The organism is Roseovarius pelagicus, assembly GCF_025639885.1.
In the GTDB taxonomy this organism is placed as follows: Bacteria; Pseudomonadota; Alphaproteobacteria; order Rhodobacterales; family Rhodobacteraceae; genus Roseovarius; species Roseovarius pelagicus.
The window spans coordinates 1,588,574-1,601,493 of record NZ_CP106738.1 but is presented as its reverse complement, the minus strand read 5'-3'; the positions used below and the strand labels follow the sequence as shown (position 1 = coordinate 1,601,493).

General features: G+C 60.0%; 15 protein-coding genes. 7 read left to right on the top strand and 8 right to left on the bottom strand.

Translation table 11 applies throughout. The features are described 5' to 3' along the window. The 4 genes from N7U68_RS09030 to N7U68_RS09015 form a co-directional block, all read right to left on the bottom strand. Window positions 1–2,091, bottom strand: coding sequence for a 3-hydroxyacyl-CoA dehydrogenase NAD-binding domain-containing protein (locus N7U68_RS09030; protein WP_263048897.1), 2,091 nt, complete (start codon window positions 2,089–2,091; stop codon window positions 1–3). Next, window positions 2,088–3,380: an acetyl-CoA C-acetyltransferase gene (locus tag N7U68_RS09025; protein WP_263048896.1), complete on the bottom strand. Its 1,293-nt coding sequence runs from the start codon at window positions 3,378–3,380 to the stop codon at window positions 2,088–2,090. The genes N7U68_RS09030 and N7U68_RS09025 overlap by 4 nt, the downstream gene beginning before the upstream one ends. After that, the gene (locus tag N7U68_RS09020; RefSeq protein WP_263048895.1) at window positions 3,377–5,698 is read right to left on the bottom strand and encodes an acyl-CoA dehydrogenase; all 2,322 of its coding nucleotides are present in this window, start codon (window positions 5,696–5,698) and stop codon (window positions 3,377–3,379) included. The genes N7U68_RS09025 and N7U68_RS09020 overlap by 4 nt, the downstream gene beginning before the upstream one ends. Window positions 5,699–6,131: 433 nt before the next feature. After that, window positions 6,132–6,638: a winged helix-turn-helix transcriptional regulator gene (locus N7U68_RS09015; protein WP_263048894.1), complete on the bottom strand. Its 507-nt coding sequence runs from the start codon at window positions 6,636–6,638 to the stop codon at window positions 6,132–6,134. A gap of 87 nt (window positions 6,639–6,725) precedes the next feature. Between N7U68_RS09015 and N7U68_RS09010 the strand changes: the two genes are divergently transcribed. The 4 genes from N7U68_RS09010 (at window position 6,726) to N7U68_RS08995 (ending at window position 8,017) form a co-directional block, all read left to right on the top strand. Next, window positions 6,726–7,070 (top strand): VOC family protein, encoded by a 345-nt coding sequence (locus N7U68_RS09010; RefSeq protein ID WP_263048893.1) that lies wholly within the window; start codon window positions 6,726–6,728, stop codon window positions 7,068–7,070. A 151-nt stretch (window positions 7,071–7,221) separates the two neighbouring features. Next, entirely contained in the window at window positions 7,222–7,401 is a 180-nt protein-coding gene (locus tag N7U68_RS09005) for a hypothetical protein (RefSeq protein ID WP_263048892.1), read from the top strand. Further along, complete coding sequence (locus N7U68_RS09000; RefSeq protein ID WP_263048891.1) at window positions 7,398–7,676, top strand: dihydrofolate reductase family protein; 279 nt, start codon at window positions 7,398–7,400, stop codon at window positions 7,674–7,676. Before N7U68_RS09005 ends, N7U68_RS09000 begins: the two co-directional genes overlap by 4 nt. 17 nt (window positions 7,677–7,693) lie before the next feature. Continuing rightward, a complete protein-coding gene (locus tag N7U68_RS08995; RefSeq protein ID WP_263048890.1) occupies window positions 7,694–8,017 on the top strand; it encodes a YciI family protein in 324 nt (107 codons plus the stop codon). Between the two features lie 261 nt (window positions 8,018–8,278). Here the strand turns inward: N7U68_RS08995 and N7U68_RS08990 are convergent, their stop codons facing one another. The 4 genes from N7U68_RS08990 to N7U68_RS08975 all read right to left on the bottom strand — a co-directional run bounded on the left by N7U68_RS08990 (window position 8,279) and on the right by N7U68_RS08975 (window position 9,827). Next, window positions 8,279–8,668 (bottom strand): DUF1428 domain-containing protein, encoded by a 390-nt coding sequence (locus N7U68_RS08990; protein ID WP_263048889.1) that lies wholly within the window; start codon window positions 8,666–8,668, stop codon window positions 8,279–8,281. 153 nt (window positions 8,669–8,821) lie between these two features. Continuing rightward, complete coding sequence (locus N7U68_RS08985; RefSeq protein ID WP_263048888.1) at window positions 8,822–9,304, bottom strand: VOC family protein; 483 nt, start codon at window positions 9,302–9,304, stop codon at window positions 8,822–8,824. A gap of 63 nt (window positions 9,305–9,367) precedes the next feature. Beyond that, window positions 9,368–9,637, bottom strand: a complete 270-nt coding sequence (locus N7U68_RS08980) for a hypothetical protein (protein WP_263048887.1) — start codon at window positions 9,635–9,637, stop codon at window positions 9,368–9,370. A 49-nt stretch (window positions 9,638–9,686) separates the two neighbouring features. After that, window positions 9,687–9,827 carry a hypothetical protein gene (locus tag N7U68_RS08975; protein WP_263048886.1) on the bottom strand — a complete coding sequence of 47 codons (141 nt, stop codon included), beginning with the start codon at window positions 9,825–9,827 and terminating at the stop codon, window positions 9,687–9,689. A 262-nt stretch (window positions 9,828–10,089) separates the two neighbouring features. Here N7U68_RS08975 and N7U68_RS08970 point away from each other — a divergent pair, with 262 nt between their 5' ends. Genes N7U68_RS08970 through N7U68_RS08960 form a run of 3 tightly spaced genes read left to right on the top strand, consistent with a single transcriptional unit; the run spans window position 10,090 to window position 12,918 of the window. After that, window positions 10,090–11,226 (top strand): ABC transporter ATP-binding protein, encoded by a 1,137-nt coding sequence (locus tag N7U68_RS08970; RefSeq protein WP_308446177.1) that lies wholly within the window; start codon window positions 10,090–10,092, stop codon window positions 11,224–11,226. Next, window positions 11,223–12,107: an ABC transporter permease gene (locus N7U68_RS08965; RefSeq protein ID WP_263048885.1), complete on the top strand. Its 885-nt coding sequence runs from the start codon at window positions 11,223–11,225 to the stop codon at window positions 12,105–12,107. Before N7U68_RS08970 ends, N7U68_RS08965 begins: the two co-directional genes overlap by 4 nt. A 1-nt stretch (window position 12,108) precedes the next feature. Then, on the top strand, window positions 12,109–12,918 hold the full coding sequence (locus tag N7U68_RS08960) for an ABC transporter permease (RefSeq protein ID WP_165196260.1): 810 nt from the start codon (window positions 12,109–12,111) through the stop codon (window positions 12,916–12,918). Window positions 12,919–12,920 lie beyond the last annotated feature (2 nt).

The following is a 12,920-nucleotide window of genomic DNA, read 5'->3' as shown; positions in this document are numbered from 1 at the left end:
TCAGCGCAGATCCGCCCAGCCCGGGTCAGGCTGGAAGCGATCGCCGTGGGCGGCGGCCAGATCGTGAAGCCGCTGGTGGATATCCTGCGCCCCGCGCGTCCGCGCATAGTGCATCGGGCCACCCCGGAACGGCGCGAAGCCGGTCGCGAAGGTCATTGCGGCGTCGATCACGACTTCGTCTTTGACAACGCCTTTGCGCAAACATTCCACGCAGGCGTCCAGCATCGGAAGGATCAGGCGGTCGGTCATGTCATCGTCGGGCTTTGGGGGGCGAGTGGTGGTCTTTTGCGCCTCGCCGTCGCGCCAGACATACAGGCCCTTGCCGGATTTCTTGCCAGTGTCACCCTTGTCGTTCACTTGGTCACGCAGCCAGCCGGGCACCTCGGGTATTGGTTTCTCCAGACCACTGCGCAGGCTGTCAGCGACATGCAGGCAGATATCGAGACCCACCCGATCGGCAAGCTCGACCGGACCGACCGGCATCCCGAACACCTCTGCGGCATGGTCGATGGTTTCCTTGTCATGGCCTTCGTCGATCATGCGGATCGCCTCAAGCAAGTAGGGGGTCAGCGCGCGGTTAACCAGAAAGCCCGGATAATCACCGATCCTAGCGGGCAGGCGGCCGATTGCACCGCAAAACGCCGCAAGCTGGTCGGTGACGGTCTGAAATGTATCGGGGTGCGAGACGACCTCAACAAGCTGCATCTTGGCGACGGGATTGAAGAAATGGAGCCCCGCAAACCGGCTGGGACGCTTCAGCGTCTTCGCCAGGTCGGTCAGGGACAGCGAGGACGTGTTTGTGGCAAGCGTCGCGACCGGGTTCATCTGCGGCTCGATCTCGGCATAGATCTGAGCCTTGATTTCCGCGTCCTCTGGGCCGACCTCGATTACCAGATCGGCGCGTGCGACACCAATCCGGTCGGGGTCCGGCATCAGCCGATCCAGGACATCGCGCGTTTCAAGCGAATTCAGATGCTCTTCTTCGCAGATGCGGCAGGCGGTCACGACCGACTGTGACAGCGCCTCGATATCGGGATCAGACAGCGTGACCGACTTGCCCTTTACCGCGCACCACGCGGCGATTTCGGCGCCCATCGTTCCGGCACCGATCACATGGACATGCTTGATGTCGTCGCTGCCCCGCCCGGCATCCTTGAGCTGTTGCTGCAGAAAGAAGACACGGACCAGATTTTGCGACGTCTCAGTGGATAGAAGCCGGACAAAAGAGGCGATTTCGCCGCTCTGCATGTCGGTCCGGCTGTCGCCATGTTCCTCCCAGAGGTCGATCAGCGCATGAGGCGCCGGATAATGTTCTGCGGGCGCGTCCTCTTGGGCTTTCTGGCGCATTTTTCGGGCGGCAAGGCTACGCGCGGTCGACAGCGACATGGTCCGCCCGGTCAGACCCGGTCCGGCGCGGGACAACTCGCCGTCGATTGCGGCGTGCACGGCGGCCTCGACATGGCGCTCCTCGGTCACCAGATCAACGATGCCCAGCCCTTCGGCCTTTGCCGTGTAGGCAGTTTTGCCGGTCAGCATCAGGGTCATCGCCTTGATCGGGTCGATGCGTTCGGTCAGGCGGAAGGTGCCGCCAAGGCCGGGATGCAGACCCAGACGCACCTCGGGAAAGCCAAAGCTCGCACCTTCGACGGCGATGATCCGGTCGCAGGCAAGGGCCAGTTCAAACCCCGCGCCCAGTGCGTGCCCGTGCACAATGCAGACGGTGGGGCATTCAAGGCTTTCGAGCCGGTCCAGCACCGCGTGACCCTGTTCCAGCATGGCTTTCGCCTCGTCCTGATCGGACATGTCACGAAACATCGAGATATCAGCACCCGCCGCGAACCCCCCTGTCTTGACCGAGCGAAGAACCAGACCTTTTGGCGGCTTTGCCTCGATCCGGTCGAGCAGCACATTCAGATCTTCGAGCACACCGCGCGAAATCGTGTTCGTTCCGCTGCCTTCCGCGTCCAGCGCGAGCCACTGGATGCCATGCACATCGGTGGCGGATCGCCACGCGCCCTGCCGATTGGCGTTCTGCGCGGGCCCAAGCTCCAACCGGACCTCGCCCAGATGTTTCAGTACGGGGCCGGTCATGTTACGCCCTCCAAAAGCATCGCGCCACCCAGACCGCCACCGATACATTCCGTCGCCATGCCGCGCCCGACGGCCTTGCGCTTCATCGCATTGGCAAGGTGCAGAACAATCCGGTTGCCGCTGGTGCCGACCGGGTGGCCCAAGGAAATCGCGCCGCCATCGACATTCAGCCGCATATGATCAATCTGCCCGAATGCGCCGTCCAGACCCAGCACATCGCGGCAAAAGGCATCATCCTGCCACGCGGCAAGACAGGACAGCACCTGCGCGGCGAATGCCTCGTTCAGTTCCCACAGGCCGATGTCATCGCAACCAAGGTTGTGGCGGCGCGCGATGGCAGTCGAGCACAGCACCGGCCCCAGCCCCATGATCGACGGATCAAGCGCCGACCATTCGCTGTCGACGATACGGGCAATTGGTGTCAGTCCGTGTTCCTCGACCGCCTGCTGCGACGCCAGAATGACCCAGCTTGCGCCATCGGTAATCTGACTGGCATTGCCCGCGGTGACTTTGCCATAGGGCTTTTCGAATACCGGCGTCAGCTTGGCCAGCTTTTCCATGTCGCTGTCCGGGCGCACGCCGTCGTCGTGGGCGTAATGGTTGCCGTCACGGTCGAAGGCCGGTGAAATCTCGTCCGTCAACCAGCCTTCCTTCTGCGCGCGCGCCAGACGCTTGTGACTTTCAATCGCATATGCGTCGGCCTCTTCGCGGGAGATGCTGAACCGATGGGCGAGCACTTCGGCAGTCTGCCCCATGTTGAGATCGGTGATCGGATCGGTCAGACCGCGCTCCAGCCCGATCACGGGCTTAAAGAAATCGGGCCTGATGCCGGTCAGGTGCGATGCGGTGTCCAGAGGCCCCTTGGAGCGGGCCAGACCAGCATACCATTCGACCGCTTCCTGCCGCAGCACAAGCGGCGCATGCGACAGCGCCTCGGCACCACCGGCCAGAATCAGATCGTGCGAGCCGTCGCGGATGTAACGATAGGCCGTGTCGATCGACTGCATCCCCGATCCGCAGTTGATCTGAACCGTAAAGGCAACCGTTTCCTCTCCCAGATTCAGGCGCAGCGCCGCCACGCGGGCCGGGTTCATCTCGTCGGCGATCACGTTCACGCATCCCAGAATGACAAGGTCGATCGCATCTCGCGCAAACGGCTGGCGCAGCAATAGGGGACGGCCGCACTGAACCGCCAGATCGACGGGGGTAAAGGGGCCGGGGCCGGACCGCGCCTTGAGAAACGGCGTGCGGGCGCCATCGACGATATAAACGGATCGGTCGTCGGTCATTCTGCGGCCTCTTGTCGGCGTCTGTCGCTGTCGGCAGGTTTTCGGGTTGCGGGTTTGCGGGTGCTGGATTTCAGCTCGGGTGAATGCTGTGTGCCGCCCGCCTCGGGAAAGAGCGCCGACAGTTCCTCGGGTGTGAAATCGTCAACGGCAATGACCGCCTGAACGAGGGTGCGCATCGCATCGAGCTGGTCACTCTCGGCCTGAGTGATCTTGCCGATCTTCAACCCGTCTGCCTGACTCAGACTGGCGTCGCGCAGACGCTTTTCGATCGGGGCCGCGTCGATGACCGCCTGATAGGCACTGCGCAGGGTATCGATCCCGTCGCGGGTGCAACCGTCAAACATGTTTCCGTGAATCCGGTCACGGGTACCTGTCGGCTCCGTAATCAGGTTGGCGCAGGTCGCGGTCAGTTCGTCGCTGGGCCCCCGCGAGGCCCATTTGGGTAGTGTCACGGCGCGCAGAAACCACCCGGCCCATCGCGCAGGCATGTTGGCCAGCACCGCATCTAGACTGCGCCCGATCTTGTCGAATGCGCTGTCGGCCGCGAATTGCACCAGCGGCAGGTCTTCGTCATGGCGCCCCTCGTTTTCCCAGCGCTTGACCGTCGCCGAGAGGATGTAAAGCTCGGACAGGACATCTCCGAGCCGGGCCGAGATCATCTCGCGCCGCTTGAGCCCACCCCCCATTGTAAGAAAGGCAAAATCGGCGGTCAGCGCAAAGGCTGCCGCCCAGCGTGACATCTTGCGATAGATACGCGCGACTTTGCCCGCATCTTTCGGTGCCGGGGCAAACAGGGCGTGGGTCCAAGCGCGACCAAAGGCACGAAACAGGGTTCTGGTGGCATGGCCAACATGGGCCCAGAAATGCCGGTCGAACGCCTTGAGTGATTTGTCCTCATCATCTTCCTCAAGTGCCTGCATCTCATCAAGAAGATGGGGATGCGCCCGGATTGACCCTTGGCCGAAAATAATCAGGCTGCGGGTCAGGATATTGGCGCCCTCGACGGTGATGCCGATGGGAACGGCCTTGTAGAGTGGCGAGAGATAATTCGTCGGGCCGTCGATCACCGCTTTGCCGGAATGAATGTCCATCGCGTCGTTGAGTGCGTCGCGCATCCGGTAAGTGGCATTCGATTTCATTATCCCCGAGATCACCGCCAACGCGCGCCCCTCATCTAGGCCTACGCAGGTCAGTTGCCGCGCAGCGTCCAGCGCGTAGGCACCCGAGGCCAACCGTCCCAGCCCCTCCTGCACCCCGCCGAATTTTGCGATCGGAATGCCGAACTGCTGGCGGATGCGGGCGTAGGCGCCCGTCGTGTAGGCCGACAGGGCCGTTGCCGCGGCCGAAAGGGATGGCAGCGATATGCCTCGCCCCGCGGCAAGGGCGCTCATCAGCATCATCCAGCCGCGACCGGCATAATCCGGCCCGCCGATGATGTGATCAAGCGGGATGAACACATCCGAACCAGTGGTCGGACCGTTCTGGAACATCTGTCCTGCGGGAATATGCCTGCGACCGATTTCGACCCCTTCCAGATCGGCGGGCACGAGCGCGCAGGTGATACCAATATCCTTGGCACCGCCCAGTAACCCGTCGGGGTCGTGCATCTTGAATGCCAGCCCCAGCACGGTGCAGACTGGCGACAGCGTGATGTACCGCTTTGCCCAGTTTAGCCGAAGCCCCAGAACCTTTTCGCCCTTCCATTCGCCGTGGCAGACGATACCGGTGTCGACCATCGCCGCAGCATCCGATCCCGCCTCTTCGCTGGTCAGCCCGAACGCTGGTAGCTCGCGCCCGTCGGCAAGCCGGGGCAGCCAGTATTTCTTTTGCGCGTCAGTGCCGAACTGGTGCAGCAGTTCTCCGGGACCTAGCGAATTGGGCACCATGACCGTCACTGCGGCCACCAAAGAGCGGGTCGAAATGAACCTGACGATTTCGGAATGCGCCAGCGCGGAGAACCCCAGCCCTCCATGTTCTTTCGGAATGATCATTCCGAAAAATCCATTTTCGCGCAGATACTGCCACGCCTCGTCGGTCAGATCGGCTGTGAGACGGTTTGCGCTCCAGTCGTCGACCATTTCGCAAAGCGTGTGGCAGGGGCCGTCCAGAAACGCCTGTTCTTCATCGGTCAGTTTCGGCGGCGCCACGTCGCGCAGTTTCTGCCAGTCGGGGTTGCCGGAAAACAGTTCCGCCTCCCACCAGACCTCTCCTGATTTCAGTGCCTCTGCTTCGGTCTCTGACAGCGATGGAAGCGCAGCCCTCGCCCATCGATGAATGGGTTTTGTAAGCCGCTCCCGGCGAAAGTCGAGCATAGTCATATGATATCTCCCAAGCATCAACGTCGGGTTGCCGGGGAAAGTTCCATGCCCTGCCAGGTGCCGGGTCCGGGCGGGCGGAACGTCTATCGATCTCGGGCGTAAGCAGAATGAGAGGTGGCTGAACCGGATGCTGCACAAGGTCGAAAATCTGCCGGGAACGCACTGTTTACGTGGCGCGACGACGGAGAGCCAAGGCCGCTGACGCCCCTGCCGCCATTGACGCAGCAATCCGTCTGCCTTGTCTGGCGCTCTTTTCATCATTAGCCGCCAAATATGACCGCCAGCATGGCCACGCGTGAAAATCAACGAATCCTATCAGACGGCCTGTTCATTGTTCATTCCGCCTACGCACCGTGACGATTCCGATGCGGGAGTGGCCAGTGTGCTGGTGCAGTTCAGCATCATGGAAACCAGCGCGAGTAAAGGTCATTGCCTAATCCGTCTGGCAATCATCGGTCGTTGCGACTTCGGCCGCATAGGCGGTCTTTAACTCCGCCAGGACGGAACGTTCAGGCATCTTTTCTCCTAGGTGGATGCTGCGCAGTTCGGCCATATATGTCTCCCACATCTCTGGCCCACCCTCTTCGAGCAGCTGTGCGCGGATCGACAATTCCCGTGTCGCCGGGGTGAAACGCCGACCCCATGCGCCCATTTGGGCGAGTAGCGGAACCAGTTGAACGGCCGCTTCGGTCAGGCTATAGATCGTCTTTTGTTTATGGTCGGGATCGGGACGGGTCGACAGCAGCCCAGCCGCAACCAGCTTTTTCAGCCGGTCCGCCAGAATGTTCGAGGCGATACCCTCCAGTGAGTTATTGAGCAGATCGCGATAGTGCCTCCGATCGCCGAACATGATGTCGCGAATGACGATCAGGCTCCAACTGTCGCCAAGCGTTTCGAGCGTCAAATTGATCGGGCATCCGGACCGGGCGGGCTTGGTCATGCGGCTCTCCGTAAACTGCTTGCAACATAGATACGGTTTTGCTAGAACGCAACTGCTTGCAAAATGCATACAGAATGGAGGACCGAGATGCCGATCGTCAGGATCTACGCCCACTTGAATTGCTCCAATTTGGCAAAAAGCCTGCTATGGTACGAAAAATTGTTCGGGCGCGCACCCGATGCCCGACCGATGGACGGGCTTGCCGAATGGCACCATGGCGACCATGCTGGCCTGCAACTGTTCCAGAATGAGAAAGACGCCGGTCATGGCACCCTCACCCTTATCGTCGACGGCCTGCGCAATGAACGGGGCCGCCTGAACGTCGCCGGGCTTGCCCCGGGGCCGGTTGAACCGGCGACCTCGACGAGCCTCGTAAAGCTCTCCGATCCCGACGGCAATGCTGTCGTTCTGGCAGAGCCGGGGCGGGCATGAACCCGATGGACCGTTTCGCGGCCACACGGCAGACGCACACGGAAAGGAAGATGGCATGGCCAAGGTGATCGTTTCGGGATCATCACTTTCGATCGACGGCTACGGCGCCGGGCCGGATCAGAACCTCGAAAGCCCACTCGGTTAGCGCGGCATGGAACTGCATGGATGGCATTTCGGCACCAAGAGGTTCCACGAGATGATCGGCAAGGAAGGCGGATCAGAGGGAATCGACAACGATTTCGCGGCCCGCTCGATGGAGGGATTCGGCGCCTTCATACTGGGCCGAAACATGGTCGGCCCGGTCCGAGGCGACTGGCCGGACGAGATGTGAAAGGCTGGTGGGGCGGCAACCCACCGTATCACGCCCCGACCTTCGTGCTCACGCTCTATCCGCGCGCCCCCATCGAGATGGAGGGCGGCACGGTCTTTCACTTCGTCACGGGAGGGATCGAAGCCGCGATGGAACAGGCCCGGTCCGAAGCCGGGGGCAAGAACGTCAAGATCGGCGGCGGTGTCTCGATGGTGCGGCAATATCCTCAGGTCGGACTGGTCGACGAGATATATGTTGCGACCGAAGCAGCCACCCACCTCGTGCGCACCCGATAGAAGATGGAGACCGGAACATGCCTAAATTCATCACCATCGGCTATGGCGATCAGGCAGGCTACGACCGCACGCCTCAAGACGTCAGGGACGCCGCGCATGCTCAGGATACCAGATTGGTTTCGAAAGGTGCTTTGGTCGGCATTGCCTGCGCACCTGTGCAGGTGCGTAATCCGGACGCCACAGGCGTGGAAACACGCGATGGCCCATTCATGTCCGCCGATCTGCCGATCGCCGGTTTCGCGGTGATCGAGGCGGCCAGTCTGGAAGAGGCCATCGAGAAGGTCTCTCAGGTTCCTTGCGCTGTCGCGCACGGCGTCGTCGAAGTATGGCCGTTGAAGTAACCGTTCAACCTTGTGGAGAGAGAAAGGGAACGGCGAAACTCGTATTCGGAATGAACGTGTCGCCCGACGGCTATGTCGACCACATCAGGTTTCAGCCAGACCTGACGCCCCTCCGGCATTTCTTCGCCGAGGCGGGCGGACAGCTGGGCAGCCAGCTCGCCACGGCATCGGGTACCAGAAAGGCGCGACAGACCTTCTTCGGTTTGACGGCAACAACGCGGTGCAGTTTTACCGTGTTTAGCAGCATCAGATTTCCTCTCCTTATGCCTTGTCTCCGACCTCCACGATCGGTGCGAAACCACCATAGATCAGCCGTTTGCCATCGAAGGGCATCGGGTTCTTTTCGGGGTCCATGCGCGGGTCGGCCCTTTCCGGATGTTCCATCCAGTCGGTCATAGTCTGCATGGCTGCATCACGGGTTTTTTTGTTGGGCCATTCGACCCAGGAAAAGACGACCGTTTCGTCCTCCTTGGCCTTCACGGACTTGCGGAAGTCGGTGATCTCGCCGTCATTCACTTCGTCCCCCCAGCATTCGACCACGCGCGTTGCGCCAAGATCGATGAACACGCTGTCGCCCTGCTTGGCATGGTCGATGAATTTCTGCTTGTTCGCGGTCGGTACCGCGATCACGAAGCCATCTATATATGACATGTTATCCTCCTGTTCGGGTTTCGTTTACATTGAACGTCCGTTGACTTGCGTCGGGGACAGCGCTCTGGGTTCGACTACATCGATCGTATTGACGTTGATCGCCGCGATTTCGGACCCGTCCGGCAGCGACCCTCGTAGCGCTTTGCCATCAGGTCACTCTCCTTTCGCCACCACTTCAAGTGCGGCGATGTCGATCTTGTGCATGGTCAGCATCGCCTCGAAGGCGCGCTTGGCCTTGTCGCGGTCTGAACCCGTTGTCAGATCGAGAAGTAGCCTCGGCGTGATCTGCCACGAGTGCCCCCAGCGGTCCTTGCACCAGCCGCACGCGCTCTCCTGTCCGCCATTGCCGACAATCGCATCCCAGTATCGGTCTGTCTCTTCCTGATTCTCGGTCACGATCATAAAGCTGACGGCCTCGTTCGGTGTGAAGGTCGGGCCGCCGTTCAGCCCGAGGAAGTTGCGACCGAGAACGGTGAACTCGACGGTCAGTTCATCGCCCTCCTTGCCGCCGGGATAATCGGAGGTGGCGGGGTTCACGCGGTCCACATGGCTGTCGGGAAAAGTGGCGGCATAAAATTCCGCCGCTTTCCCGGCTTCGCCATGGTCAAACCACAGGCAGTTGATAATGTCGGTCATCGTATTCCTCCTTGTCTTTGTTCTGGCCTTTGCATTCGCGTCGGCAACCGGTCTGGCGCAGTCCTACTCGAACAATTCCTGGGGCGTCTCGCGCTGAAAGACGGACTCGATGAAGGTGTGCATCAGATTGGATTGGGCGATGACCGCAGTGTGGGACGCCGTCGGCAAGACCGCAAGGCGCGAGCCCGGCAGTGGCTGGCCCATGTCGCCGGTGTCGCCCATGCCGCCGCCTAGCAGGCGAAACAACGCGACCGAATGTTCCAGCGCGATCAATTTCTTGACGAGCGCCGGAAATCCGTTCGGAGCGGCGGCAGGCGGCACCTCCAAGAACATCCTGACATTCACCTGTGGGACGAACGCCCGGAACGCTGGCTGCCAACCTTCACAATCGTAGGCGACGGAGGCCGCCACGAGTGATCGACCTGTTCGGGATGATCTCGCCCATCGACGGGATGTTCATGCAGGCACCGTGCAATACGATCAGCAAATCGCCGACCTCTGAAACATCGTAATACATCTGCATGCCGTTGACCTCGGCGCGATCGCCGGCCGACGGCACTCTGGTATAGGCTGGAAAAGCCCAGTCACATTCTGGCGGAAGGTGCTTAAACGAGCACCTAGAGCGGTACAAACCCGTGACAGGTCTCCTATTCGGCTCAACCTGTCGCTTAAATAGCGCGAGATACTGACCATCGACTGAGGAGCAACTCAGCAGCGAAGCTACGGGTTGACAGCTTACTAGGGCGCGATAACGTCTTGATAGAGAAACGCGCAGGAGTAAAGGTTTGGCAGTCACCAGCAATAAGAAAGAAACGACATCTTCGGTCTCGCAGGCCGAACCGGCAACCCGCGCGAATGCGCTGCCAATCACGGTTCAGAACGTGGTCAAGACGTACGGTGCGTTTCGTGCGCTCGATGATGTCAGCGTCGACATACGAAGCGGTGAGTTTCTAACACTGCTGGGACCGTCAGGATCGGGCAAGACAACGCTGTTGATGGTGTTGGCGGGATTTGTCCGCCCGAATTCCGGCTCGGTCAGCTTTGGTGATCGTGAGATATTGCTACTGCCCCCACATAAGCGCGACATCGGGATGGTGTTCCAGAATTACGCGTTGTTTCCGCATATGACGGTTGCGGGAAACCTCGCCTATCCGCTGAAGCTGCGTAGCGTTCCCAAGGCTGAGATTGCGCAAAAGGTCGAGCGCGCACTCGATCTGGTGCAGCTCGCGGGTATGGGGAACCGGGGCATCGATGAGTTATCGGGCGGTCAGCGACAACGCGTTGCACTGGCCCGTGCGATCATCTTCGAGCCGCGGATTCTGCTGATGGACGAACCTCTGTCGGCGCTGGACAAGAACCTGCGTGAACAGATGCAATTCGAGGTGCGCCGCCTGCATGATCAACTGGGCATCACCACTGTCTATGTCACCCACGATCAACGTGAGGCGCTGACCATGTCGGACCGGATCGCGGTGATAAACGACGGCCAGATTCAACAGATCGACGCCCCGCAAACCCTGTATGAGCATCCGAAATCCTATTTCGTCGCGAATTTCATCGGTGAAACCTATGCCCTGCCTGTCGAGATCTCGGGCGGTAAGGCCACTCTTTTTGGAAAAGCACTGAAAACCAATGAGACCCTGAACGACAGCAAACCACAACAGTCTCTGGTTTTGCGGCCAGAAAACCTGCACATTCAAGAAGGACCGGTCGATCCGAAGATGAACGAGATCACCGGTATTGTCCGCCAGAACGTGTTTCAGGGCGACAGCATCGTTACTTACGTGACCATTCAGGACAACCACGAGATCGCGGTGCGGCGCCAGCATCGTAGCGATGAGGTTTTGGCCGAACCCGGAAGTGAAGTGCGTCTGGGGTGGCTGGTTCAGGACACTGTGATCGTATCAAAGGAAGCGTCATGAGTGCCGCGGAGGCAGAACCGCGCAACAAGCGCGCGCTGGAACGTCAGGCGCGCAAGGAACAGGCGGGATTGCTGTCCCTGTCGTTGCCGGCCTTCATTCTGGTCGGGTCACTGGTATTGGTCCCCATCGCGTGGCTGTTCTGGCTGTCAATCTACGGCAATGACGGTTTTACGCTGCAAAACTACACTCGCATGCTGCATCCTTCGTACAGGCTGACACTGATCACGACGTTCGAACTGGCTTTTCTGGTCACAGGTATCTGTATCCTGCTGGGCTATCCGTTGGCTTATATCGGTGCGCAGCTAGGGCCGCGCATGGCGAGTCTTTTGATGCTCTGCGTACTCTTTCCGTTCTGGACCTCTTTGTTGGTGCGCACCTATGCATGGCTGGTGCTGTTGCAACGTCGGGGGGTGATAAACACATGGTTGATGGAATGGGGGGTGATCGACGCGCCGCTCAAGCTTGTCCATAACTTTACCGGCACGGCCATCGGCATGGTGCATATCATGCTGCCGTTTCTGGTGTTGCCGCTCTATGCCAACATGAAGGCAATCGATACCGGCCTGATGAAAGCAGCGTCAAATCTGGGCGCATCGCCGACGCGGGCCTTCTGGCAGATTTATGTGCCATTGACCTATTCAGGGCTGGGTGCAGGGGTGATTCTGGTCTTTGTTCTGTCACTGGGTTTCTATGTGACGCCGGCCTTGCTGGGCGGGGGGCGCGTGATGATGTGGGCGATGCAGATCGAGAGATCGATGGCTGTCTATGCCGATTGGGGCGCGGCGAGTGCCCTGGGTGTGGTGTTGTTGGTAATGACGCTGAGCATCCTTTGGGCGTTTGCCAAACTGACTGGTGCCTCTGCTGCGACGGGGGCAAAGTGATATGCTAAGAGGACCTGCGACAGAAACCCAAGTCACCCATCTGCAACGCTTGTGGCTCTATATACTCTGCGGGCTTGTGGTCTTGTTTCTCGTCGGCCCGACATTGATGGTCGTGCCGATGAGTTTTTCGAACTCTCGCTATCTGGAGTTTCCGCCGCAGGAATGGTCGTTCCGATGGTACCGCGCGTATTTCTCATCGCTCGAGTGGCGGCGCGCGACGGCGGTATCCTTTCAGGCTGCGAGCCTGACAATGGTCGTGGCTACGGTTGTCGGGACGCTGGCGGCCTATGGGCTGCATGTGGCACGGGCCAAGGCGGGCCGCTATATCAGCATCTTGTTGACCTTGCCGATGATTATCCCGGTGATCCTGCTTGCCGTCGGCATCTTTCTGAGCTTCGCACCCGTAGGTCTCAACAGTACGATTATGGGGTTGGTGCTGGCCCATTCGGTTTTGGCTATTCCGTTGGTGTTGATTACTGTCACAGCGGGTATGCGCAACTTTGACATCAATCAGGAAATGGTCGCGCGGTCCATGGGGGCATCACGCCCATGGGCGTTCTTGACGATAACGCTGCCGCAGATTCGCAATTCGGCCCTGTCGGCGGCGCTGTTGGCCTTTATCGTATCGCTGGATGAAGTGGTGATCGCGCTGCTCATTGCGGGTGGGGACAAGGCAACGCTGACCCGGCGGATGTTTCTGGCCTTGCGCGACGAGATCGATCCGACCATCGCGGCGATTTCTACCCTGTTGATCGGATTTTCGATTTTGATGCTGCTGGTGTCGCAACTTTTGCAGCGCAAGAGGGACTGAAC

What these genes read in the sequence shown, in the direction of transcription:
- N7U68_RS09005 (WP_263048892.1), top strand. Translation starts at nt 7,222, where the DNA reads ATGGAACTGCATGGATGGCATTTCGGCACCAAGAGGTTCCACGAGATG.
- N7U68_RS09010 (WP_263048893.1), top strand. Translation starts at nt 6,726, where the DNA reads ATGCCGATCGTCAGGATCTACGCCCACTTGAATTGCTCCAATTTGGCA.
- N7U68_RS08975 (WP_263048886.1), bottom strand. Translation starts at nt 9,827, where the DNA reads ATGCAGATGTATTACGATGTTTCAGAGGTCGGCGATTTGCTGATCGTA.
- N7U68_RS08990 (WP_263048889.1), bottom strand. Translation starts at nt 8,668, where the DNA reads ATGTCATATATAGATGGCTTCGTGATCGCGGTACCGACCGCGAACAAG.
- N7U68_RS08980 (WP_263048887.1), bottom strand. Translation starts at nt 9,637, where the DNA reads ATGTTCTTGGAGGTGCCGCCTGCCGCCGCTCCGAACGGATTTCCGGCG.
- N7U68_RS09025 (WP_263048896.1), bottom strand. Translation starts at nt 3,380, where the DNA reads ATGACCGACGACCGATCCGTTTATATCGTCGATGGCGCCCGCACGCCG.
- N7U68_RS08985 (WP_263048888.1), bottom strand. Translation starts at nt 9,304, where the DNA reads ATGACCGACATTATCAACTGCCTGTGGTTTGACCATGGCGAAGCCGGG.
- N7U68_RS09015 (WP_263048894.1), bottom strand. Translation starts at nt 6,638, where the DNA reads ATGACCAAGCCCGCCCGGTCCGGATGCCCGATCAATTTGACGCTCGAA.
- N7U68_RS08960 (WP_165196260.1), top strand. Translation starts at nt 12,109, where the DNA reads ATGCTAAGAGGACCTGCGACAGAAACCCAAGTCACCCATCTGCAACGC.
- N7U68_RS09030 (WP_263048897.1), bottom strand. Translation starts at nt 2,091, where the DNA reads ATGACCGGCCCCGTACTGAAACATCTGGGCGAGGTCCGGTTGGAGCTT.
- N7U68_RS08995 (WP_263048890.1), top strand. Translation starts at nt 7,694, where the DNA reads ATGCCTAAATTCATCACCATCGGCTATGGCGATCAGGCAGGCTACGAC.
- N7U68_RS08965 (WP_263048885.1), top strand. Translation starts at nt 11,223, where the DNA reads ATGAGTGCCGCGGAGGCAGAACCGCGCAACAAGCGCGCGCTGGAACGT.
- N7U68_RS09020 (WP_263048895.1), bottom strand. Translation starts at nt 5,698, where the DNA reads ATGACTATGCTCGACTTTCGCCGGGAGCGGCTTACAAAACCCATTCAT.